Annotated in this window: 22 protein-coding genes; 11 read left to right on the forward strand and 11 right to left on the reverse strand. The window is 67.1% G+C overall.

Annotated features, from left to right (window positions below; translation table 11 throughout):
- Positions 1 to 167 precede the first annotated feature (167 nt).
- From IQ782_RS21145 to htpX, 5 genes are all read left to right on the forward strand, one after another.
- Positions 168 to 1,199, forward strand: a complete 1,032-nt coding sequence (locus IQ782_RS21145; RefSeq protein WP_194136657.1) for a hypothetical protein — start codon at positions 168 to 170, stop codon at positions 1,197 to 1,199.
- A 20-nt stretch (positions 1,200 to 1,219) separates the two neighbouring features.
- Positions 1,220 to 2,644, forward strand: coding sequence for a hypothetical protein (locus tag IQ782_RS21150; protein ID WP_194136658.1), 1,425 nt, complete (start codon positions 1,220 to 1,222; stop codon positions 2,642 to 2,644).
- A 78-nt stretch (positions 2,645 to 2,722) separates the two neighbouring features.
- Complete coding sequence (locus tag IQ782_RS21155; RefSeq protein WP_095883302.1) at positions 2,723 to 3,157, forward strand: VOC family protein; 435 nt, start codon at positions 2,723 to 2,725, stop codon at positions 3,155 to 3,157.
- A 4-nt stretch (positions 3,158 to 3,161) separates the two neighbouring features.
- Complete coding sequence (locus tag IQ782_RS21160) at positions 3,162 to 3,911, forward strand: DUF1194 domain-containing protein (RefSeq protein ID WP_194136659.1); 750 nt, start codon at positions 3,162 to 3,164, stop codon at positions 3,909 to 3,911.
- A gap of 68 nt (positions 3,912 to 3,979) precedes the next feature.
- Positions 3,980 to 5,017 carry a zinc metalloprotease HtpX gene (gene htpX, locus IQ782_RS21165; protein WP_420832681.1) on the forward strand — a complete coding sequence of 346 codons (1,038 nt, stop codon included), beginning with the start codon at positions 3,980 to 3,982 and terminating at the stop codon, positions 5,015 to 5,017.
- Positions 5,018 to 5,054: 37 nt separating this feature from the next.
- On the opposite strand, the gene IQ782_RS21170 is transcribed toward htpX, so the two are convergent.
- From IQ782_RS21170 to IQ782_RS21180, 3 genes are all read right to left on the reverse strand, one after another.
- Positions 5,055 to 5,552: a winged helix DNA-binding protein gene (locus IQ782_RS21170; RefSeq protein ID WP_194136660.1), complete on the reverse strand. Its 498-nt coding sequence runs from the start codon at positions 5,550 to 5,552 to the stop codon at positions 5,055 to 5,057.
- A gap of 108 nt (positions 5,553 to 5,660) precedes the next feature.
- Positions 5,661 to 5,924: a succinate dehydrogenase assembly factor 2 gene (locus IQ782_RS21175; RefSeq protein ID WP_194136661.1), complete on the reverse strand. Its 264-nt coding sequence runs from the start codon at positions 5,922 to 5,924 to the stop codon at positions 5,661 to 5,663.
- Entirely contained in the window at positions 5,921 to 6,322 is a 402-nt protein-coding gene (locus tag IQ782_RS21180; RefSeq protein WP_194136662.1) for a helix-turn-helix domain-containing protein, read from the reverse strand. Before IQ782_RS21180 ends, IQ782_RS21175 begins: the two co-directional genes overlap by 4 nt.
- Positions 6,323 to 6,436: 114 nt before the next feature.
- Between IQ782_RS21180 and IQ782_RS21185 the strand changes: the two genes are divergently transcribed.
- Positions 6,437 to 7,639, forward strand: coding sequence for a pyridoxal phosphate-dependent aminotransferase (locus IQ782_RS21185; protein ID WP_194136663.1), 1,203 nt, complete (start codon positions 6,437 to 6,439; stop codon positions 7,637 to 7,639).
- Positions 7,639 to 8,043 (forward strand): hypothetical protein, encoded by a 405-nt coding sequence (locus IQ782_RS21190; protein WP_194136664.1) that lies wholly within the window; start codon positions 7,639 to 7,641, stop codon positions 8,041 to 8,043. The genes IQ782_RS21185 and IQ782_RS21190 overlap by 1 nt, the downstream gene beginning before the upstream one ends.
- An 18-nt stretch (positions 8,044 to 8,061) precedes the next feature.
- On the opposite strand, the gene IQ782_RS21195 is transcribed toward IQ782_RS21190, so the two are convergent.
- A complete protein-coding gene (locus IQ782_RS21195) occupies positions 8,062 to 9,018 on the reverse strand; it encodes a LysR family transcriptional regulator (RefSeq protein WP_194136665.1) in 957 nt (318 codons plus the stop codon).
- Between the two features lie 197 nt (positions 9,019 to 9,215).
- Between IQ782_RS21195 and betC the strand changes: the two genes are divergently transcribed.
- The 4 genes from betC to IQ782_RS21215 all read left to right on the forward strand — a co-directional run bounded on the left by betC (position 9,216) and on the right by IQ782_RS21215 (position 13,939).
- Complete coding sequence (betC, locus tag IQ782_RS21200; RefSeq protein ID WP_194136666.1) at positions 9,216 to 10,739, forward strand: choline-sulfatase; 1,524 nt, start codon at positions 9,216 to 9,218, stop codon at positions 10,737 to 10,739.
- A gap of 111 nt (positions 10,740 to 10,850) precedes the next feature.
- A complete protein-coding gene (locus IQ782_RS21205) occupies positions 10,851 to 12,512 on the forward strand; it encodes a BCCT family transporter (RefSeq protein ID WP_194136667.1) in 1,662 nt (553 codons plus the stop codon).
- Positions 12,513 to 12,731: 219 nt separating this feature from the next.
- Complete coding sequence (locus IQ782_RS21210) at positions 12,732 to 13,049, forward strand: hypothetical protein (protein ID WP_194136668.1); 318 nt, start codon at positions 12,732 to 12,734, stop codon at positions 13,047 to 13,049.
- Positions 13,050 to 13,147: 98 nt separating this feature from the next.
- A complete protein-coding gene (locus IQ782_RS21215) occupies positions 13,148 to 13,939 on the forward strand; it encodes an inositol monophosphatase family protein (RefSeq protein ID WP_194136669.1) in 792 nt (263 codons plus the stop codon).
- A gap of 76 nt (positions 13,940 to 14,015) precedes the next feature.
- Here the strand turns inward: IQ782_RS21215 and IQ782_RS21220 are convergent, their stop codons facing one another.
- The 7 genes from IQ782_RS21220 to IQ782_RS21250 form a co-directional block, all read right to left on the reverse strand.
- A complete protein-coding gene (locus IQ782_RS21220) occupies positions 14,016 to 14,510 on the reverse strand; it encodes a hypothetical protein (RefSeq protein WP_194136670.1) in 495 nt (164 codons plus the stop codon).
- Positions 14,511 to 14,709: 199 nt separating this feature from the next.
- Complete coding sequence (locus IQ782_RS21225) at positions 14,710 to 15,093, reverse strand: GFA family protein (protein ID WP_194136671.1); 384 nt, start codon at positions 15,091 to 15,093, stop codon at positions 14,710 to 14,712.
- Positions 15,078 to 15,854, reverse strand: coding sequence for a rhomboid family intramembrane serine protease (locus IQ782_RS21230; protein ID WP_194136672.1), 777 nt, complete (start codon positions 15,852 to 15,854; stop codon positions 15,078 to 15,080). The genes IQ782_RS21225 and IQ782_RS21230 overlap by 16 nt, the downstream gene beginning before the upstream one ends.
- Positions 15,855 to 15,940: 86 nt before the next feature.
- Entirely contained in the window at positions 15,941 to 16,732 is a 792-nt protein-coding gene (locus IQ782_RS21235) for a beta-keto acid cleavage family enzyme (RefSeq protein ID WP_338092621.1), read from the reverse strand.
- Complete coding sequence (locus IQ782_RS21240) at positions 16,729 to 18,051, reverse strand: aspartate aminotransferase family protein (RefSeq protein ID WP_194136673.1); 1,323 nt, start codon at positions 18,049 to 18,051, stop codon at positions 16,729 to 16,731. Before IQ782_RS21240 ends, IQ782_RS21235 begins: the two co-directional genes overlap by 4 nt.
- A 14-nt stretch (positions 18,052 to 18,065) precedes the next feature.
- Positions 18,066 to 18,494 carry a universal stress protein gene (locus tag IQ782_RS21245; RefSeq protein WP_194136674.1) on the reverse strand — a complete coding sequence of 143 codons (429 nt, stop codon included), beginning with the start codon at positions 18,492 to 18,494 and terminating at the stop codon, positions 18,066 to 18,068.
- Positions 18,495 to 18,505: 11 nt separating this feature from the next.
- Positions 18,506 to 21,157 carry a TRAP transporter permease gene (locus IQ782_RS21250; protein WP_194136675.1) on the reverse strand — a complete coding sequence of 884 codons (2,652 nt, stop codon included), beginning with the start codon at positions 21,155 to 21,157 and terminating at the stop codon, positions 18,506 to 18,508.
- Positions 21,158 to 21,236 lie beyond the last annotated feature (79 nt).

Consider the following 21,236-nt stretch of genomic DNA (forward strand, 5'->3'; position numbering starts at 1 on the left):
TGACCTTTTCTGCAAGATGTAGGGCTTTCGTCTGGGCGCAAAGCGAGATGATGTGGCGGCAGAATTGTCTCACAGCGATGTTATTGGCTGTGGGGGAGATTGATCGTGCGGCCGCCGCTCCCGTAGCCTCCGGGGCAAATCACACCGGCAGGGACCGCGGCACACCCATGAAAAGACGAGCTATCGCCACGAGTTTAGTACTGCTTGCAGCCTGCAGCAGCGGCAGCGGCGAGAACCCGCTTCAGTCGGGCGAGGAGTGCATTCGCGACAACCCGCTTCAAGCCTGCGAGGACTCGGGCAGCGGCGGGAGTGGCGGCGGCAGCGGCGGTGGCTCGTCGGCCAGCGGCAATGTGCCGGACGACCTGGCGGGCACGCTCGCAAAGTTCAGCTTCGCCTCGGACATGGACAGCGTGACCGTGACGATCAACGGGCTGGATTCCGGGTCGGCCGACGCGGTCTACGCGCGCAACGACGCGCTCACCTCGGCGCTGGGGCTGGACGGCTACGTGGCCTATTCGCTGCAGGAGGACCCGCTCGACCGGTTCTTCATGGCGCTGGGGGCTGCCAGCGAAGATGGCAGCGTGGCGGCGGCCGCGGTCGGCTCGGGCGGGCAATTCGACGCGCAGTACCAGGGTGGCATCTACGCGCGGGACGGCAGCTACGACCCGCCGGGTGCGGGCGAGGACCAGCTGGTCACCTATGCAGGCGACTATGCCGCCCTGACCAATCTCGGCACGCGCGACGGCGCAGAGCTGCTGGATCCGGGCACGCTGCCGGACGATTACGACGAGTTCGACCTGCCGGGGCAGCCGGCGATGATCCGCGGCGTGATCTTCCTGAACGTGAGCTTTGTGGACAACGAGGTGAACGGGCAGATCTTCAACCGGGATATCATCGATCCGCGCGACACCGACGTTTCGCAGCGGCTGAACCCGGTGACGCTTGAGCTGTCCGAGATCGACAGCAATGGCGAGTTCTTTGGCGCGGCGTCCAATGCGGCGGGCAGCTCGCCGACGATCACCGGCTCGTACGGCGGGATTTTCGGCGGGACCGATGCCGCCTATGTGGCGGGTCTGACCAACCTCAGCTGGGACGCCGAGGGGGTGCTCGGTGCAAGCGGCGGCACTGCCGAAGAGGTCGGTATGTTCGTGCTCACCCAATGCGGCAAGCCGGGGTCAGTCGCGGCGCTTTGCCCGTAACGGGGGCAGGGGCGGCCGCGATGGGGCGCAGGCTCGGCCTGATCGTGGCGCTGGGGCTGGCTTTGGCCGGGCAAGGCGTGTGCGCCGAGCCGGTAGGCGCGACCGCCGCGGTCTCGCCCGAGGCGGCTTCGGCGCTCGGAGGCATGACGCTCGACGCCGCGCAGCTGCGCATCGCGGCGCTGCGGGCGGTGCAGCTGGGTCAATTCGCTCTGGCCGCCGAACTGGGCAGGCTGTTGCTGCGCGCCGATCCCGCGGATCCCTATGGCCATTTCGTCGTCGCCCAGGCCGAACTGCGCAGCGGCCATGCAGCCGAGGCACGCGCGGCGGCGCGGCAGGCGCTGCGCTACGCCCGCAGCGAGGTACAGCGCCATGAAGCTGCGCGGGTGATGGCCGCAGCCTATGCGCTCGACGAGCGGTATTTCCTGTCCCAGATCTGGATGCGCCGCGCGTTGATGGATGTGCCGAGCGAGGCGCTCGAACAGCGCGCGGGGCGCGAATACAAGGCGATGCGCGGCCTTGCCCGGCTCAACCTGTCGCTGGAGTTGACCGTTGCCCCCTCGTCAAACGTCAATGGCGGCGCTTCGGAACAGATCAGCACCGTAGACGGACTGCCGCTGGTCGGCATCCTCTCGCCCTCAGCGCAGGCGCTGTCCGGCACCGAGGCGCGCGGCGCCCTGTCGCTGGGCTACGCGGTGCAGCGCAGCCCGGTCTCGGAAACCTCCCTGCGCGGCTACGGTACGCTGCGTCGGGTCTGGCTGAGCGATGAGGCGCAGGAGAAGGCACCCGAGCTCGAGAACAGCGATTTCGGGTCCTCCTCGCTGGAGCTGGGGGTGGAGCATCGCCGCAGGCTGGGCGGCGCGGGGGCGATCCTTGGGGCAAGCGCCACGCTGGGTCGGTCCTGGCAGGGCGGCACGCGCAGCTATGACTACAGGCGCGGCGCCCTGAGCCTTGTCCAGCCGCTGGGGATGCGGACGGCGCTGGTGGGGGGGCTGTCCTGGCAGCGGCAGGTGGACGCCGAGCGCGCCATGGATGACGTTGACACGCTGGCCTACCAGCTTGGCGTCAGTCACGACCTCGGGGCTCCGGGTTCCGTTTCGATGACGCTGATGGGCGGCGCGGCGGAGTCCGAGAATGGCCAGATCACCCGCGACACCCGCGGTCTGCGCCTTGGCTACGAGCCGGCCTCGGCAGTTGGGCCGCTGCGTCTCGCCTTCGCGCTCTCGGCTTTTGAGCATCGCTTTCCCGACTACCGCGTGCTCTTTCCGGTGCCCGGTGGGCGCCGGGACGAGGTCTGGCGCGCCGGGATGGAGGTGACCTTCGAGCGGCTCGACTACGCCGGATTCGTGCCGGTACTCGACCTCAACGCCGAACGCTCCGAAAGCAATGTGAGCCGTTTCGAGACCGAGACGCTCTCGGTCAGCCTCGGCTTCAAATCGCGCTTCTGAATGTGAAGTCTCGACAAGTGGCCGGGGCCTGCTAGCCTAGGGATCAAAGACTCCAAGACCACGAGGAAAGGGCAAGAAATGCCGATCCGCTACCTGCACACCATGGTTCGCGTGAAGGATCTCGATAAATCCATTGCTTTTTATGAATTGCTCGGCCTGAAGGAACGGCGCCGGACCGAAAGCGAGAAGGGCCGCTTCACTCTCGTCTTCCTTTGCCCTCCGGACCAGGATGATGGCACCGCCGACGTCGAGCTGACCTACAACTGGGACGGCGACGAGGGGCTCCCGTCGGATTCGCGCCATTTCGGCCATCTCGCCTACTCGGTGCCCGACATCTACGCGGCCTGCCAGGCGCTGATGGATGCGGGCGTGACGATCAACCGGCCGCCGCGCGACGGACACATGGCCTTTGTCCGCTCGCCGGACAACGTGTCGATCGAGCTGCTGCAGCAGGGCGATGCCAAGGAGCCCGCCGAACCCTGGGCAAGCATGCCCAATACCGGCCACTGGTAAAGCGATGGGCGCGCGTCTCGCCTGCGGTCTGAGGCTGGGGCTGACGCTTGGGCTGGGCCTTTGGTCCGGCTCCGCCGCAGTGGCGCAGGAGACGCCCTGCCGGCTTGCGCTGCTGCTGGCGCTCGACGTGTCCTCCTCGGTGGATGACCAGGAGTACCGGCTGCAGAAGGAAGGGCTGGCGGGGGCTCTGCGCGATCCGGACGTGCGCCGCGCCATCCTCGAGGGCGGTGGCGGCGTCGCGCTTTCTGCCTACGAGTGGAGCGGGCGCAACCAGTCGCAGCTGGTGCTGGACTGGATCATGCTGCAAGACGAGGCGACGATCGACGCAGTGGTGGTGCGCCTGTTGAGCGCGCCGCGCAGCTACAATCGCTACCCCACCGCGATGGGCTACGCGCTGGGCTTCGGCGCGGGCATCCTCGAAGCGGCACCGGCCTGCGAACGCCAGGTCATCGACGTGTCCGGAGACGGCATCACCAACGACGGTTTCCGGCCGCAGCAGGCCTATGCGCATTACCCGTTCGAAGGGGTGACGGTGAACGGGCTGGCGGTGATGGGCTCGGACCCGCGGGTGGTCGAATATTTCGAGGGCGAGGTGCGGCACGGGCCGGGGGCCTTTGTCGAGATTGCCTCGGGCTACGAGGATTTCCTGCGCGCCATGTCGCGCAAGCTGTTCCGCGAGCTGAATGACATGATGGTGGGCGAATTGGTGCCCAACCCCAGCCCGGCTGGCCCCGAGGACATCGAGCTGCGCTAAGCCCGTCTTGGTCCCGCGCGGCAGCGCGCCTATATCTGCGGAAACGGCCTGCTTGCGGAGAAAAAGCCATGGGATATGCGAAGACGGCCCTGCTGATGGCCGCGATGACCGCCCTGTTCATGGGCCTCGGCTACCTGATCGGCGGCAGTTCGGGCATGGTGATCGCGCTCATTTTCGCCGGGGGGATGAATGCGTTCACCTGGTGGAATTCCGACAAGATGGTGCTGCGGATGCATGGCGCGCAGCCGCTGTCACCGGGGGATCGCTTCGGGCTTCATGACATGGTGGCCGAGCTGGCCCGGAACGCCGGGTTGCCGGTGCCGAAGGTTTATCTGATGGACAACCCGCAGCCCAATGCGTTTGCCACCGGGCGCAACCCGCAGAACGCCGCCGTGGCGGTGACCACCGGACTGCTGCGCAGCCTCTCGCGCGAGGAACTGGCCGGGGTGGTGGCGCATGAACTGGCCCATATCCGCAACCATGACACGGCGATCATGACCGTCACCGCGACCTTTGCCGGGGCGATCTCTATGCTGGCGAACTTCGCCTTCTTCTTTGGCGGCTCGCGCGATGAGAACCGCATGGGCATCGTCGGCACGCTGGCGATGATGTTCCTGGCGCCGATGGCGGCGGGGCTGGTGCAGATGGCAATCAGCCGGACGCGCGAATATGCCGCCGACAAGGCCGGGGCAGAGATCTGCGGCAACCCGCTGTGGCTGGCCTCGGCGCTGGCGCAGATCCAGCGCGGCGCGTCTCATATCGACAACCTGCGGGCCGAGGCGAACCCGGCCACCGCCCATATGTTCATCATCAACCCGCTGCACATGCACAAGCGCGACAACCTCTTTGCCACCCACCCGGCCACCGAAAACCGCATCGCGGCGCTGCAGGAACTGGCTGCGCAGGGCGGCCATGGCCAGCGGCGCCCCGGCAGGCAGAGCGGATCGGGTGGCGATTGGGATGGCGCGGGAAGCGAATTCGCCGGGCGCAACGATCGCCGCGAGGTGATCGAAGATGACCCGAATCGCCCAAGCGTTGCCGGGCGTCCGCGCCCGGTGCGGCGCAAGCGCCGTGACGAAGGCGAGGGCGAGGGGCCGTGGAGCTGAGCGCCACTCCGGCCCGGCGCCCCCGAGGGCAGGCGCGTCAGTAGATGTAGCGGATCTGGTCGGTCCAGAACCGTTCCAGCCGCCGCAGCCCGCTGTTCACGTCCTCGAGCCCTTGCAGGTCGACGATTTGCCGTGCCTCCAGGCCTTCGGAGTGGCGCTGGAACAGCTCTTCGACTAGGCCGCGGATGTTGCGCCCCTTCTCGGTCAGCCGAACCCGTACCGAGCGGCGGTCGATCTCGCAGCGCTGGTGGTGCATGTAGCCCATGTCGACCAGCTTCTTGAGGTTGTAGCTGACGTTCGAGCCCTGGTAGTAGCCGCGCGACTTCAGTTCGCCCGCGGTCACTTCATTGTCGCCGATATTGAACAGAAGCAGCGCCTGCACGGCGTTGATCTCGAGAATATTGACGCGCTCGAACTCGTCCTTGATCACGTCGAGCAGCAATCGGTGCAGCCGCTCGAGCAGTGACAGGGTTTCAAGGTAGCCCGCCACGTAGCCCGTGACCGGCTTTCTTCCAAGGGGGGCGTGGATACTCATGACCGTCTCCGCCAGAACCGAATGACCGAAGTTTCTGGCGGGGAAAGACCAAGAATAGGTTAAATCTAGTCAGATGTGCCGAAAAGCGCGGGCACCGGGCCGACCGGATCAGCCGCCCGCGGCAACGCGGGTGATCTCGGCGATCAGCGGGCGCAGCTCTTCGGGAGCCGGACGCTGGCCGGAAATCCACTGGTAGAGATCGGGGTCATACTCGTCGAGCAGCGCCTCATAGGCATCGAGCTCGGCGTCGGTCATCGCCTCGAGCCGCGCGTCGGTGTAACGCACCAGGATGATGTCCATCTCCTTGGTGCCGCGGCGCATCGAGCGCATCCTGAGCCGCTTGAGCCGGTTCTCGCGGGTCTCTTCGGTCATCTTTCAGGCCCTTCCTTGAGCATCTTTCGCAATTTCTTCTCGAGGCGGCCCAGACGCTCGCCCGCGCTGCGCATTTCGCCGCGCAGGGCGCGAAGTTCAAGCAGCGTTTCGTCGAGGTCGGGGGAAATCTGCGTTTCGGTCTCGTCGGGGGCAGAGACCCCGTCGCCCTCGCCGGTGATCAGCCAGACCATCGGCACCCCCAGTAGCCCGGCCAGCATCTGCAGCCGGTTGGCGCGCGGCTCAGAAACATCGTCTTCCCAGCCCTGCAAGGTCTTGAGCTGCACTCCCAGCCGCCGGGCCAGGGCCTCCGGCTCCATGCCGGCAGCCTCGCGCGCGGCGGCGAGCCGGTCGCCGAAAGTGGCCGCGTCCGGGCCGTACCAGTCGTTCTCGTCGATCATGACTCTCCTTTCGCAACACTCGCTCCCACTGTCTGCACGACGCGGGGGAAGCCGCTTGAACGGTGTCGGGGCGCAGCCTATGACATGAGGCGCAGCAATACAAACGGTGCCCCAATGTCCTTTCTTTCCGAGACCCTCTCCCGCGTGAAACCCTCGCCCACCGTGGCGGTGACCCAGCTTGCCAACGAGCTGAAGGCGGCCGGGAAGGACGTGATCGGCCTTGGTGCCGGCGAGCCTGATTTCGACACGCCCGAGCATATCCGGAACGCTGCGAAGGCGGCGATCGACGCGGGCAAAACGCGCTATACCGCGCCCGACGGCATCATCGAGCTGAAGCAGGCGATCTGCGCCAAGTTCGCGCGCGAGAACGGCCTGACCTACAAGCCGTCGCAGATCTCGGTCTCGACCGGCGGCAAGCAGGTGCTGTTCAACGCCTTTCTCGCCACGCTGAACCCCGGCGACGAGGTGATCATCCCCGCCCCCTACTGGGTGAGCTACCCCGACATGGTCCGCCTCGGACAGGGCGAGCCGGTCATCATCGAAGGTGCCCCCGATCGCGGCTACAAGATCACCCCCGAGCAGCTCGAGGCGGCGATCACCCCCAAGACCAAGTGGTTCCTGTTCAACTCGCCGTCGAACCCCACCGGCGCGGGCTATTCGCGCGCCGAGCTGAAGGCGCTGACCGACGTTCTGATGAAGCACCCGCATGTCTGGATCATGTCCGACGACATGTACGAGCACCTCGCCTATGACGGCTTCGAGTTCTGCACCCCGGCCGAGGTCGAGCCGGCGCTCTACGAGCGCACGCTGACCTGCAACGGCGTCTCCAAGGCCTACGCGATGACCGGCTGGCGTATCGGCTACGCCGGCGGGCCGGAGCACCTGATCGCCGCCATGCGCAAGATCCAGTCGCAGAGCACCACCAACCCCTGCTCGATCAGCCAGTGGGCGGCGGTCGAGGCGCTCAACGGGCCGCAGGCGTTCCTCGGCGAATGGGTCGAGGTGTTCAAGCGCCGCCGCAACCTCGTGGTGGAGGCGCTTAACGCCATCGACGGCATTGTCTGTCCGACCCCCGAGGGCGCCTTTTACGTCTATCCGACGATCGACGGGCTGCTTGGCAAGACCTCGGCGGGCGGCAAGAAGATCGCCACCGACGAGGATTTCGCAACCGCCCTGCTGGAAGAGAACGGCGTTGCCGTGGTCTTCGGCGCGGCCTTCGGCCTGTCGCCGGCCTTCCGCATCTCCTACGCGACTTCGGACGCGGCGCTGACCGAGGCCTGCAAGCGCATTGCCGCCTTCTGCGCAGGGCTCAAGTAATGCCCGGCGCGCTGCCGGAGTTCTTTTTCCGCATCCGCGACAACGGAGCGCTGGTGTTCCGCGTGGACGCGGAGAACCGGCAGCGTCGCATCGAGATGACCCAGATCGCGGTGATCAACCTTGGCAAAAGCGAGGTGCGCGCGCATGGCGCGCACGCGCTGACCCCCGAAGAGCACGCGGCAATCGTCGAATGGATGGACGCACGCAAGGCGCTGCTGGCGCAGCGCGCGTTCGACGAGATCCTGCGCACCGTCGACCAGCTCAATATCGCGGCGCAATGGGCGCAGTCCAAGGCCAGCGATGCCGAGCTCGACGCGGTGACGGACGACCTGCTGCTGGCCATGCACGACCTGCGTGGCGCGCTGGTCCGGCGACGCTCCGAGAAACTGAGCCGCGAGACCTGACCCGCGAGGGCCCGGCCGTCAGATCGCCCCGGAGCGCCAGTCCTCGAACTCTTCGGTGAAGCTCATGCGGATCCAGTCGTAGACCGCGCGGACTTCCTCGCCGGGTTGGCGTGCCAGCATTTGCAACATGTAGCCGCGTTGGCTCTCCTGCTCGACCGGCAGGGCGGGCACCAGCGCGCCGCTGCCCAGCTTGCTGTCAACCAGTCCGCGCCAGCCGAGAGCAATCCCAAGGCCGGTCTCGGCGGCCTGGATGACGTGATCGTAGCTGTTGAACCGGAGGCGGTCACCGGGCTTGCTGTGTGCGCCGGTTCCCTCGCCGAGCTGCGCCAGCCAACTTGACCAGGTGAACCACGGAGGCGCGTCGACGGTGCTGAGATCGATCAGCGGCATGTGGCGCAGGTGTTCGGGCCGGACCAGTTGCGGATGGGCATCGCGGAAGCCGGCGCTACAGACCGCAAGCACCCGCTCGGCGAAGAGGCAGGTCTCTGTCTCGGTCGTCGGGCGCCGGGTCTCCATGCGGATCACCAGCTCGGCCTCGGGACCGGGACCGGATTCGGGCACCTGGCGGGTGAGCAGCGAGATGCCGAGATCGGGGAAGGCGGCGCAGAGCGACGGGAAGACCGGAAGGAACCGGAGCCCGGCAAAGGCAAGGTCGGTTTCGATCACCACCGTGCGCCGGCGGGCGGGCCGTTGCAGGCGCAGGAATCCTTCGGCGGCTTCGCCGAGATGCGGGCTCAGCGCGGCACGCAGTTCCTGCCCCTCTCGGGTCAGGGCGATGCCGCGACGGCCGCGGGACAGCAGGACCCGGCCGAGCGAGTCCTCCAGTGACTTCATCCTCTGGCTGAGCCGCGGCTGCGAGAGCCCGGCAAGCTCCGCGGCGCGTGACAGCTGCCCGCATTCCGCGACCAGCAGGAACAGGCTGAGATCGGCACTGTAGCGGGCGAATGTGCCATAAGGATTGTCAATATCAGACATAAGGTGATTTCGCGGTTCATTCGACGGAAAGTCAACTAGTCTCCGCAGAACTTATATCATGACACTTTCGCGACGACCCGCCGCGCCTGCTCCCTGATCGGGGCTGGCAGGATGTGCGGTGGTGTGCGCGGTGCGGTGAGCACACGCATAGGGCGTTTTGGTGTCTTGATGCCCACCTGGAAAGGACAGCGCCCCGCATGAGCCCGCAGAGCCGCCCCAATATCCTGATCTTCATGGTCGATCAGCTCAATGGGACGCTGTTCCCCGACGGGCCAGCCGACTGGCTGCATGCCCCCAACCTCAAGGCACTGGCAGCGCGCTCCACCCGCTTTCGCAACGCCTATACCGCCTCGCCGCTCTGCGCCCCGGGCCGGGCGAGCTACATGTCGGGGCAGCTGCCCTCGCGGACCGGGGTCTATGACAATGCCGCCGAATTCGCCTCTTCCATCCCGACCTACGCCCACCACCTGCGCCGCGCGGGCTACCAGACCTGCCTCTCGGGCAAGATGCATTTCGTCGGGCCCGACCAGCTGCACGGCTTCGAGGAGCGGCTGACCACCGACATCTATCCGCCCGACTTCGGCTGGACCCCGGACTACCGCAAGCCCGGCGAGCGCATCGACTGGTGGTATCACAATATGGGCTCGGTCACCGGCTCGGGCGTCGCCGAGATCTCGAACCAGATGGAATACGACGACGAGGTCGCCTACCACGCCACCCGCAAGGTCTACGATCTGGGCCGCGGCCATGACGCCCGGCCCTGGTGCCTGACGGTCAGCTTCACCCACCCGCATGACCCCTACGTGGCGCGGCGCAAGTACTGGGACCTCTACGAGGATTGCGAACACCTGCTGCCCGAGGTCGGCCCGATCCCCTACGAAGAGCAGGACGCCCATTCGAAGCGCATCTTCGACGCCAACGACTGGCGCAGCTTCACCCTGACCGAGGACGACGTGCGCCGCTCGCGCCGCGCCTATTTCGCCAATATCTCCTATCTCGACGACAAGATCGGCGAGGTCATGGAGGCGCTGCGCGGCACCCGGCAGGAAGAGAGCACGATCATCCTGCTGGTCTCGGACCACGGCGACATGCTCGGCAACCGCGGCCTCTGGTTCAAGATGTCCTTCTTCGAGGGCTCGGCCCGCGTGCCGCTGATGATCGCCGCGCCGCAGATGCAGCCCGGCCGCGTCGACACGCCGGTCAGCAACATCGACGTCTGCCCGACGCTCTGCGACCTCGCCGGGGTGCCCTTCGGAGAGATCGCCCCCTGGACCGACGGCGAAAGCCTGGTGCCGCTGGGGCAGGGCGGGGCGCGCGGAACCCCGGTCGCCATGGAATACGCCGCCGAAGCCTCTTACGCGCCTATGGTCTGCCTGCGGCAGGGGCGCTGGAAGTACATCCGCTGCGCGTTAGATCCCGAACTTCTCTACGATCTGCAAGCGGACCCGGATGAGCTGACCAATCTCGCGGACGACCCGCAGCACCGCGACACGCTGGAGAGCTTCCGCAGCGCCGCTGGCGCCCGCTGGGACCTCGACCGTTTCGACGCCGAGGTGCGCCAGAGCCAGGCCCGGCGCTGGATCGTTTACGAGGCCCTGCGCAACGGCGCCTATTTCCCCTGGGATTTCCAGCCGCTGCAAAAAGCCTCCGAGCGCTACATGCGCAACCACATGGATCTCAACGTCGTCGAGGAAAACGCGCGGTTCCCGCGCGACGGGTGATCCGCCCGATCCCGGCGCGTGCAACCTCTCCTGCGCGCGCCAAGAGCCCGGCCGACCGAAGGGCACTGCGGCCTGGACGAAACCATTGCCCAAAACACAGGGAAAACACGTATGGCAAAAATCAAACCTCCCCTTTCGGACCTGCCGATCAAGACCGCCGACAAGGGCTTCTACAACGGCTTTTCGCTGGATGTGACGGTGACCTCCAAGCTCGCGGTCGGCGGGCTGGTCCTTTGGGCCGTCGCCTTCCCAGAACAGGCCGGCGGCGTGCTCGGCGGGCTCAACACCTTCATCCTCGCCAACTTTGCCAGCTGGTACATCTACGTGATGGCCTTCTTCGTGGTCGTCTGCCTGGCGCTGGCGGTCTGGCCGGCGGCGGGCAAGCTCCGGCTCGGCCATGACGACGAACGCCCCGAGTTCGACAATTTCTCGTGGTTTTCCATGATGTTCGGCGCAGGCATCGGGGTCGGCATGCTGACCTGGGCCGTCGCCGAGCCGATCTATCACTTCCGCAACAACCCCGAGGTGATCCAGGGGCTGGCCGACGGCGAGAGCATGAACAACTTCATGAACGCCTACAAGTACAGCTACCTGCACTGGGGCTTCTCGGCTTGGTCCTCCTACGCCATCACCGGGCTGGCGCTGGCGTTTTTCGCCTACCGCCGCGGCCTGCCTCTGACCATCCGCTCGTCGTTGACGCCGCTCTTCGGCTCGGCGCTCTCGGGTCCGCTGGGGCATCTCGTCGACATCGTCGCGGTGATCGCCACGGTCCTCGGCGTGGCGCAGACGCTGGGCTTCGGGGTCGAGCAATTCGTCGCCGGCATGAGCAAGATCGGCATCGGCGACTGGCTGGTGACCGCCGAGGGCAACGCCTCGCCCGCCGGGATCGTCGTTGCGCTGGTGGTGATCATGGGGGCCTCGACCCTTTCGGCCCTTTCGGGCGTGGGCAAGGGCATCAAGTGGCTGTCGAACATCAACATGGGGCTGTCGATCTTCCTGCTGGCCTTCCTGATGATCTTCGGCTCGACATGGTTCGGGATGCAGGCCCTGTTCATGGGGATGATCGACTACCTGATCGCCCTGCCGAAGATGCTGTTCACCGTGTACCACGCCGACGGCACCGAGACCGGGGATGCGCTCTCGGGCTGGCAGGGCGCCTGGACGGTGTTCTACTGGGCCTGGTGGGTGGCCTTCGCCCCCTTCGTCGGCCTGTTCCTCGCGCGCATCTCGCGCGGTCGGACGATCCGCGAGTTCGTGCTGGGTGCGATGATCGTCCCCTCGATCATGTGCTTCGTGTGGTTCTCCTTCGCCGGCGGCACGGCGATCGACATGGAGCTCTCGGGCGTGGCGGACGGCGCGATCTTCGCCTCCACCGACGGCGCCAAGATCTTCACCATGACCGGCCTCATGCTGGGCGACGTGCTGGGCTGGGGCATGGCGGTGATCATCGTGATCCTGCTGATGACCTATCTCGTCACCTCGGCCGACTCGGCGGTGCTGATCGTCAACACGATCAACGCGGCGGGTGACGAGGGGCCCAAGGCACGCCCGCATATCATCTTCTGGGGTGTCACGCTCGGGCTCGTGGTGGCGGCCCTGCTGCTGGTCGGCGGGCTCACCGCGATCCAGACCGCGATGGTGATCGGCGCGCTGCCATTCTCCGTGGTGATGCTGCTGATGTGCTTCAGCCTGTTCAAGGCGATCTACCGCGACGGCCTGAGGGCGCGGCATGGGGTGACCTCGATCACCGTCGAGTTGCCGCCGGCAGAATGAGCCAGCACGCGATATGACATGCCGGCCGGCGCTGCGATGCGCCGGCCGGTTCCGTTTCGTGGCTCGAGTCGCGCCCAGGGTGAACAATAGGCACCCCTGGTGGGTCAATGTTTCCGCGACAGACGACTCGCAAAGGAAATGCGGCAAAAAATTGACATACCCCCTCTGCCTGCTAGGTCTTGACGCGGTGATCCGGTGCCCCGGTCTGTGAGGGATGACATGCGAGTTCTTTGTTTTGCAGCCGCCTGCGCGGCCACGATGGCCGGTTCAGGCGTGGCAATGGCGGCCAGCCAGGGCTATCCCGGCGATATGTACATGCCCGGCTCGGCGGGCTTCGTGCCGGGCGGCGGTGACCAGCCGCTGATCCAATCCTATCCGGCGTCCAGCATGTGCGCGCGCGGCCTGCAGCCGGTGATCCTCGGCGGGCAAATCTGGTGCGGCACGCCCACGGGCGGCAGCTACCACGACCCCTCGGCCGCGCCTCGCGTCTCGCGCTCTGCACCGCTCCCCCGCGTCTATGCTCCCGCCGGGGAGTAGTCCGCCGCCGAGGCGTGTCGCCCAAGGCCATACGGACTTGGCTTTTTCCGGCGGGCCGCGTATACGCGCGGCTTGAACCAATTCCGGGAACCGTCGCCATGCAGGGCAGTGCCAACCTCAACATCATGATCAAGGCCGCGCGCAAGGCGGGCCGCTCGCTGGTCAAGGACTTCCGCGAGGTCGAGAATCTTCAGGTCTCGATGAAGGGCGCGGGCGACTTCGTGTCGCGCGCCGACATCGCCGCCGAAAAGATTCTCAAGGACGAGCTGCTCGGCGCGCGCCCGACCTACGGCTGGCTTGGCGAAGAGGGCGGCGGCCAGGACGGCGAGGATCCGACCCGCCGCTGGATCGTCGATCCGCTGGATGGCACCACCAACTTCCTGCACGGCCTGCCGCACTGGGCGATCTCCATCGCGCTCGAGCACAAGGGCAAGATCGTCGCCGGCGTGGTCTTCGACCCGGCCAAGGACGAGATGTTCTACGCCGAGAAGGGCGCCGGCGCCTGGCTCAACGACTCGCGCCGCCTGCGCGTCTCGGGCCGTCACCGGATGATCGAGGCGATCTTCGCCACCGGCGTGCCCTTTGCCGCCAAGAAAACCCTTCCGGCGACCCTCAAGGATCTCGCTCGCCTGATGCCCGAATGCGCCGGCGTGCGGCGCTGGGGCTCGGCGGCGCTCGATCTGGCCTATGTGGCGGCAGGCCGCTACGACGGCTACTGGGAGCGGGAGCTGAACATCTGGGACATCGCCGCGGGCGGGCTCATCGCCTCCGAGGCCGGTGCCCTGGTCGAAGGCATCCGCGAGGACCAGGACCCCTATGAGGCCGGCGCGATCCTCTGCGCCAGCAACAACATCTTCGACCCCTTCGCCAAGACCATCCGCGAGCTCTGAGCGCGCGGCGCGAAACGCAGACTGTCGAAAGCCCGGATGCCCGAGATGGCCGCCGGGCTTTTTGCTGCGCGAGGCGTCAGCCGCCCCGTCGCGGCTCTGTGGTGGTGAAATCGCTCAGGTCCGCGCCGAGCGCCCTGGCGAAGCCGTGGGGGTCCTTCATCCAGTAAAGATCAATGGTGATCTTCCCGGCGAACCAGTAGAGCCTGAACGGAATCCATCGCCAGCTGTGCTCCTGCGTGGTGATCTTCATCTTGTGCAGCACCTCGTTCGGACGCAGCGCGCTTTTCGACATTACCCGCACGGACTCGATCTGCGACCGCTCGAGGCGCAGCCCTGCGGGCTGGATCAAGATCGCCTCGTCCGAGACCTCGACGCGTTTCGCCACGCGGCAGCTGACGAGGCAGAGCAGGCAGATGAAGAAGGTCACCGGCAGCAGGCCGGCGCTTCTGGCGTCCAGCGCATCGTCTGCGAGGACAAGGATCGGCGTCATCACCAGAAAGGCCATCCCGGAGCCGATCCCGATCATCCGCAGCAGCCTCGTCTTGACCTCGAAGGTTTCCGCCGTACCCAAAATCCGCCCCCTGCACTCATCACGTGTCGGGATTCTTCAGCGCGCGCCGTACCAGGTCAAAGGAATTCCTGCCCCTGCGCCGCCGCGCCGCCCGACCGTGTGCGCGGGGCCCTATTGCGCACCCGGCCACCAGGGTCGCACGCCGCTTCTTCTCTTTGAAAATACGCCCGCCGGAGGCGGTCCCGCCGGTGCCGCCCACTCAGCGGTCCGAGGGATGGTTCACCCCGTCCGACCAGGCGATCGGTTCGTGCTCGGCCGGGTTCACCCCCTCGATGCCGCCCATGTTCACCCCGTATTCGTTCGGGTTCGAGCGACGCCGGTGGTACAGGTAGATGCCGCAGACCGAGCAGAAATAGTGCTGGGCGGTGTTCGTGCCGAACTGGTAGAGCGTCATCCTGTCCGCCCCTTTCACCACCTCGACCCCGCCTTTCGGGGCGGTCACCGCGGCAGCGCCGCGGCGGCGGCAGAAGGAGCAGTCGCAGCGCCGGGCCGTGCTCAGCCCATCGGTCAGCGTCACCCGCAGTTCACAGGCGCCGCAGTGGCAGGTGAGCTTTACCGGCCCGCCCGTCAACGTCCCGACCATGGGCCTTTCCTTCCGTTCTGCCGCGTGCCTGCACGCGGAATATGGGTGCGGCCGATGGCGTAATTGGCGGCGGGATGCGGCGGCTGCCCATGGGTGCGGTTCCAGAAGGCCGGGCCGCCGCGCGCCAGCCAGACCGGGGCGATCATCACGAGGCCCGCGATGAAGCCGCCCACATGCGCCCAGTAGGCGACGCCGCCCTCGGCCCCCGCGCTGCCGATGCCGCTGAAGATCTGCAGGCCGAACCAGACCGCCAGCAGCAGCCAGGCGGGGATCGGCAGCACCTTGAAGATGATGATCAGGATGATGAGGATATCCACCCGCGCCTTGGGAAAGAGCAGCAGGTAGGCGCCCATGACCCCTGCAATCGCCCCCGAGGCGCCGACAGTGGGCACCGCCGAGCCGGGATCGGCGACGTATTGCAGCAGCGCCGCCGCCACGCCAGAGGCGAGGTAGAACAGCAGGTAGCGGACGTGCCCCAGCATGTCTTCGATATTGTCCCCGAAGATGAACAGGAACAGCATGTTTCCGAAGAGATGCATGAAGCCGCCATGCAGGAACATCGAGGTGAGGATCCCCGAGTAGCCGTAGCCTTCCGAGATATGCGACGGGAAGAGCGCCCATCGCTCGAAGAAGGCATCGAGTGCCCGCGGATCGCTGAACAGCGACCAGTACCCGAGGAAGATCACCGTATTGGCGATGATCAGCGCGTAGGTGACATAGGGCGTGCGCCCCGAGGGGTTGTGATCGCGGATCGGAAACATGGGTGGCAGAGTGGCGCGGCCGGGCCGCACGTCAAGGGGAGATCGCCCGCCCTGCGCGGAAAAGACCGGGCGGGGCGCGCCGACGCTTAGAGCGGCCGCGGTGTGTCGCGCAGGGCGCCCACCAGCGCCGCGACCTGCGCGGCGTTGTCTTCGGCAGGGCTGCCGTCCGGGCGCTCGATGTTGTTCTCGAAGCCGATGCGCATCCCTCCGCCCAGCTCGGCGGCGCGCCGCAGGCAGGCCTGCTCGGTCCGGCCAAAGGCACAGGCGGCCCATTGCAGGTCCGCGGGCAGGGCGCGGGCGGCCTTGAGGAAGCCGTCCAGATCCTCGGGCCGCGCGAGCGTCGGCGGGGCGTAGCGGCCCAGCACGAAGAGCACCTGCCGCGGCGCAGGGATCAGCCCCTCGGACCAGAGCGTCGCGAGGCGCGTGACCTGTTCGGGTGCATAGAGGATGTGTTGAAGCGCGGTGCCCGCCGCCTCGGTCTCCGTATAAAAGCGCTGCGCCTCCGCATCGGGGCCGGGCTCGGGCCACATCTCGCGCAGGGCGACCGAGACGCCCTCGGGCTGCAACGCGCGCACCAGCGCGCGTTGGTCCTCGGGGCTGTAGAGGCCGACCGCCTCGGTGGTGATCTGCACGGGCATCTGCGGCACCACGCGGGCCATTTCGGCGGTCAATTCGCGGTAGAGCCCGGCGTCGAGCACGTGGCGCGCCTCGGCGTCGCGGACGTGGGCGTGCAACGCCTCGGCACCAGCCTCATGGGCGGCTTTCGCGGCCGCGACGATCTGCGCCACGGTTTCGGGCAGGGCAGGGTGATCGGCGCGCGTCCGGCGCGCGCCGTTCGGAGCCAGCATGATGCGCGGCAGCTTGGCCAGTCGGCTCATGCGGCAATCGCCCGGTCGATGGCGCGGGACAGCTTGCCGACCAGTTCGCCAACCTGATCCTCGGAGATGATGAAGGGCGGCGCGAGCAGCACGTGGTCGCCATGCTTGCCGTCGAGCGTGCCGCCCGCCGGGTAGCAGATCAGCCCCTCGTCCATGGCGAAGCGTTTCACCTTGGCGTTGATCTTCAGCGCCGGGTCGAACGGGCTCTTGCTGTCTCGATCTGCCACAAGTTCGATTCCGCGGAACAGCCCGCGGCCACGGATGTCGCCGACATGCGGGTGCTGGCCGAGCGTCTCGGTCAGCGTCGTCTGGAGATAGTCCCCCCGCGCGCGCACCTGCGGCAGCAGGTTCCGCCCGAGGATCGCGGTCAGCACGGCGCGCCCGGCGGCAGCGGCGAGCGGGTGGCCGTGGTAGGTGTGGCCGTGCTGGAAGGCGCCCGAGCCCTGCGCGATCGCGTCGTAGATCGCCGCGGTGCAGAGCATGGCACCGATCGGCATGTAGCCCGCGCCGAGACCCTTGGCGATGGTGACGATATCGGGCGAGATGCCATCCTGCTCGCAGGCGAACAGCGTGCCGGTGCGGCCCATGCCGCACATCACCTCGTCGAGGATCAGCAGCACGCCGTGGCGGTCGCAGATCTCGCGGATGCGCTTGAAATACCCCTCGACCGCCGGGACCGCGCCCGCCGTCGCGCCGACGACGGGCTCGGCGATGAAGGCCATGACGCTCTCCGCCCCGAGGCGCTGGATCTCGGCCTCGAGCTCGTCCGCCGCGCGCAGCCCGTAGGCCTCGGCGCTCTCGCCCTCCTCGCGCAGGCGGTATTCGTAGCAGGGGGCGATATGCGAGGTCTCGACCAGCAGCGGGGCGTATTTCTCGCGCCGCCAGGCGTTGCCGCCGGCGGCCAGCGCGCCGAGCGTGTTGCCGTGGTAGCTCTGGCGGCGGGCGATGACCCGGTGGCGCTGCGGCTGGCCGGTCTCGAGGAAATACTGGCGCGCGAGCTTGATCGCCGCCTCGACGGACTCCGAGCCGCCGGACAGCAGGTAGACCCGGTCGATGCCCTCGGGGGCGTGCTCGATCAGCAGGTCGGCAAGGCTCTCGGCAGCCTCGGAGGTGAAGAACCCGGTGTGGGCAAAGGCCAGCTGATCGAGCTGCGCGTGGATCGCGGCGCGCACGTCCGGGTCCGAGTGCCCGAGGCAGGACACCGCCGCCCCGCCCGAGCCGTCGAGATAGGCGCGCCCTTCGGCGTCATGGATATAGCATCCTTCGCCGCGCACCGCCCGTGGCAGCTGCGCGCTGGAGCGTCCGAAGACATGTCCCATTCAAAGTTCTCCGATTATTCGCCGCGCACGACGAAGACAGACTGTTTGGCGTGGCGGACCACCCGCGCGGCGTTCGGCCCCAGCAGGTAGTCGGCAAGTTCGGGGGTGTGGGACGACAGCACGATGGCATCGGCTTTCAGCTTGTCTGCGGCACCGAGGATCTGGTCATAGATGCGCCCGTGCAGCACGTGCGGATGCACCTCCACCGCCTCCGGCACGTTGGCATTGACCCAGTCCTTGAGCCTCGAGCCGACCTCCTTGAGGGCGCCCTTCTCGAAGCCCTCCTTGAAGTAACCCGAAACCATCGACATGCCGAAGTCGGGCAGCACGGTCACCACATGCAGCACCATGCCCTCGCCGCCGAGGTGCAGCGCCGTCGGCAGCGCCTTGGTCCAGCTTGCCGGGGCCGAGAGGTCGATGGGCAAAAGGATTGTCTTGTACATCGCAAGGCTCCTCAGAAGGCCGGCACGGTCTGGCGGCGGCGTTGCATCAGGATCACCAGCCCCAGCAGCAGCAGCGCGGGGATGTAGAAGAGCTGCGCCGGCAGCCGGTCCCGCGGGACGAGCACCGAGGCGAGCTGCACCGGCTCATCCGCGTAGAAGTCGAAGTTCGCCAGCTTCTCGGCGGTGGGGGTGCCGAACATCGGCTCGTCGAGCTTCACCACGTCGCCTTCGGGGAAGAGCATCAGGCCCGAGTTGTCGATCCGCTCCTGCGCATTCGCGCCGTGGGCGTCCATGACCAGCGTGGTCGAGGCGGTCTGCCCGCTGTTGAAGTCGGGTCCCTGGATTTCCAGCCGGATCCGGCTGCCCTCGGGCAGGTCGGCCAGTACCTGCTCGAATTCGGCCGGCGGGATGTTGTGGAAGGGGCTCTGCACCATGTTCAGCCAGACGTTGGGCACGAAGAAGGTGAAAGCCACCAGCAGCAGCGCGGCGCTTTCCCAGATCCGCGAGCGGGCAAGGAAATAGCCCTGCGTCGCGGCGGCGAAGAGCAGCATGGCGAAGGTCGCCACGACGAAGACGAAGGCCGCATGCAGGATGCCCGAGGCGGTGCCGAGATCGACGCCGTAGAGGATCAGCGTCGGGTTGAAGATGAAGAGGAAGGGCAGGGCGACGGTGCGCAGGCTGTAGAAGAAGGCGGTGAAGCCGGTCTTGATGGGATCGCCGCCCGAGACCGCCGCGGCGGCGAAGGAGGCGAGGCCCACGGGCGGTGTCACGTCGGCCATGATGCCGAAGTAGAAGACGAAGAGGTGCGCCGCGATCAGCGGCACGATCAGCCCCTCCTGCGCGCCGAGCGAGACCACCACGTTGGCCATCAGCGACGAGACGACGATGTAGTTTGCCGTTGTGGGCAGGCCCATGCCGAGGATCAGCGAGAACATTCCGACGAGGATCAGCATGATGATCAGGCTGCCGCCCGAGAGCTGCTCGACGAGACCGGCAAGCTCGGTGCCGATCGGCGTCTTGGTGACCGTGGCGACGATGATCCCCGCCGCCGCCGTTGCGACGCCGATGCCGATCATGTTGCGCGCCCCGGCGATGAGCCCGTCGATGAGGTCATGCCAGCCGTTGCGGAATTCATCCGCGACGCGCGTTCCCTCGCCGCGGAACATGGCCTTCAGGGGGCGCTGGGTGATGATGATCAGCAGCATGAGACCGGTGGCGTAGAAGGCGGACTTGGCGGGACTCTGGCGCTCGACCATCAGGAACCAGACCAGCACGACGATTGGCAGGATGTAGTGCAGCCCGGTGGCATAGACCTCGCCTACGGTGGGCAGCTTGATGTTGGGATCGCTGGGGTCGTCCACCTCGAGGTCGGGGCGGCGCGCGGCGATGGCCAGGAGCCAGAGGTAGACCGCCGCCAGCACCAGCATCATGATCGGCCCCGAGAGCCCGGGCGCGACCGACTTCAGCGCGCCCACCGCGTAGATCAGCGCGGTGAAGCCCGCACCCGCCACGGCGAAGCCGATGAAGAACTTGAGGATCATGCCGGAGAAGGACTTCGCCTGCCCGAGCGCCGGCATGTTCTTCTTCAGCGCCTCGAGGTGCACGATGTAGACCAGCGCGATGTAGGAGATCACCGCCGGGATGAAGGCGTGCTTGATCACCTCGACGTAGGAGATGCCGATGAACTCGACCATCAGGAAGGCGGCGGCGCCCATCACCGGGGGCATTATCTGCCCGTTGACCGAGGAGGCGACCTCGACCGAACCGGCCTGTTCGCTGGTGAAGCCGACGCGCTTCATCAGCGGGATGGTGAAGGTGCCCGTGGTGACCACATTGGCGATCGACGAGCCGGAGATCAGGCCGGTCATGGCGGAACCGACGACCGCAGCTTTCGCGGGACCGCCGCGCAGGTGGCCAAGCCCGGCGAAGGCGAGCTTGATGAAGTAGTTGCCGGCGCCCGCCTTATCCAGCAGCGAGCCGAAGAGCACGAAGAGGAAGACGAAGGCGGTCGAGACCCCGAGCGGGATGCCGAAGACCCCGGCGGTGTCGAGCCATTGTGCGTTGATCAGCCCGGTGAACGACAGCCCCTCGTGCTCGATCAGCTCGGGGATCAGCCAGCCGGTGCCCATGTAGGCGTAGAGCAGGAAGATCGCCCCGACGATGGTCAGCGCCGGACCCAGCGCGCGGCGGCTGGCCTCGAGCAGGATGACAAGGCCCACGGCACCGATGATCACCTGCGTCTGCGTCGGCAGGCCCGAGCGGGCGGTCATCGCCAGATCGCGGGAGAAGAGGAAGACGTAGAAGGCGCAGAAGCCGCCGACCGCCATCAGGATCCAGTCGGTCAGCGGAACCCGGTCGCGCGGCGAGGATTTCAGCGCCGGGTAGGCGAGGAAGGCCAGCAGGATGGCGAAAGTCAGGTGGATCGGCCGGGTCTGCGACGAGTTGAGTGCCGGCAGCACGTCGGCGAACCAGAGCTGCGGCTGGGCGATCCAGAGCTGGAACAGCGACCAGGCCAGCGCCAGTCCGGCGATGAGCATCGCAACGAAACGGTTGGTCGGCGCGCGTGCACCGCTGTCGGTGCTGGCGACGAGATCCTGCAGCTCTTCGTCGCTGAACTGGCGGCCGCTGTGGTCCTGTCCGCCCTGCTGTGGATTGTCGGTCATGCTGCGCGCGCCCTCTGATGCCGCCTTCCGGGAAAGCCCAGGCGCCGCAACAGCGCCTGGGCCCGTCTCACACGCCGTG

This window comes from Salipiger mangrovisoli, assembly GCF_015223355.1.
Taxonomy (GTDB): domain Bacteria; phylum Pseudomonadota; class Alphaproteobacteria; order Rhodobacterales; family Rhodobacteraceae; genus Salipiger; species Salipiger mangrovisoli.

Excerpts from the sequence above, each read along its gene's own strand:
- IQ782_RS21210 (WP_194136668.1), top strand. The coding sequence starts at position 12,732 with ATGCGAGTTCTTTGTTTTGCAGCCGCCTGCGCGGCCACGATGGCCGGT.
- IQ782_RS21175 (WP_194136661.1), bottom strand. The coding sequence starts at position 5,924 with ATGACCGAAGAGACCCGCGAGAACCGGCTCAAGCGGCTCAGGATGCGC.
- IQ782_RS21170 (WP_194136660.1), bottom strand. The coding sequence starts at position 5,552 with ATGAGTATCCACGCCCCCCTTGGAAGAAAGCCGGTCACGGGCTACGTG.
- IQ782_RS21145 (WP_194136657.1), top strand. The coding sequence starts at position 168 with ATGAAAAGACGAGCTATCGCCACGAGTTTAGTACTGCTTGCAGCCTGC.
- IQ782_RS21150 (WP_194136658.1), top strand. The coding sequence starts at position 1,220 with ATGGGGCGCAGGCTCGGCCTGATCGTGGCGCTGGGGCTGGCTTTGGCC.
- IQ782_RS21160 (WP_194136659.1), top strand. The coding sequence starts at position 3,162 with ATGGGCGCGCGTCTCGCCTGCGGTCTGAGGCTGGGGCTGACGCTTGGG.
- IQ782_RS21155 (WP_095883302.1), top strand. The coding sequence starts at position 2,723 with ATGCCGATCCGCTACCTGCACACCATGGTTCGCGTGAAGGATCTCGAT.
- IQ782_RS21230 (WP_194136672.1), bottom strand. The coding sequence starts at position 15,854 with ATGTTTCCGATCCGCGATCACAACCCCTCGGGGCGCACGCCCTATGTC.
- IQ782_RS21245 (WP_194136674.1), bottom strand. The coding sequence starts at position 18,494 with ATGTACAAGACAATCCTTTTGCCCATCGACCTCTCGGCCCCGGCAAGC.
- IQ782_RS21195 (WP_194136665.1), bottom strand. The coding sequence starts at position 9,018 with ATGTCTGATATTGACAATCCTTATGGCACATTCGCCCGCTACAGTGCC.
- IQ782_RS21225 (WP_194136671.1), bottom strand. The coding sequence starts at position 15,093 with ATGGTCGGGACGTTGACGGGCGGGCCGGTAAAGCTCACCTGCCACTGC.
- IQ782_RS21180 (WP_194136662.1), bottom strand. The coding sequence starts at position 6,322 with ATGATCGACGAGAACGACTGGTACGGCCCGGACGCGGCCACTTTCGGC.
- betC (WP_194136666.1), top strand. The coding sequence starts at position 9,216 with ATGAGCCCGCAGAGCCGCCCCAATATCCTGATCTTCATGGTCGATCAG.
- IQ782_RS21185 (WP_194136663.1), top strand. The coding sequence starts at position 6,437 with ATGTCCTTTCTTTCCGAGACCCTCTCCCGCGTGAAACCCTCGCCCACC.
- IQ782_RS21240 (WP_194136673.1), bottom strand. The coding sequence starts at position 18,051 with ATGGGACATGTCTTCGGACGCTCCAGCGCGCAGCTGCCACGGGCGGTG.
- IQ782_RS21205 (WP_194136667.1), top strand. The coding sequence starts at position 10,851 with ATGGCAAAAATCAAACCTCCCCTTTCGGACCTGCCGATCAAGACCGCC.
- IQ782_RS21250 (WP_194136675.1), bottom strand. The coding sequence starts at position 21,157 with ATGACCGACAATCCACAGCAGGGCGGACAGGACCACAGCGGCCGCCAG.
- IQ782_RS21235 (WP_338092621.1), bottom strand. The coding sequence starts at position 16,732 with ATGAGCCGACTGGCCAAGCTGCCGCGCATCATGCTGGCTCCGAACGGC.
- htpX (WP_420832681.1), top strand. The coding sequence starts at position 3,980 with ATGGGATATGCGAAGACGGCCCTGCTGATGGCCGCGATGACCGCCCTG.
- IQ782_RS21215 (WP_194136669.1), top strand. The coding sequence starts at position 13,148 with ATGCAGGGCAGTGCCAACCTCAACATCATGATCAAGGCCGCGCGCAAG.
- IQ782_RS21190 (WP_194136664.1), top strand. The coding sequence starts at position 7,639 with ATGCCCGGCGCGCTGCCGGAGTTCTTTTTCCGCATCCGCGACAACGGA.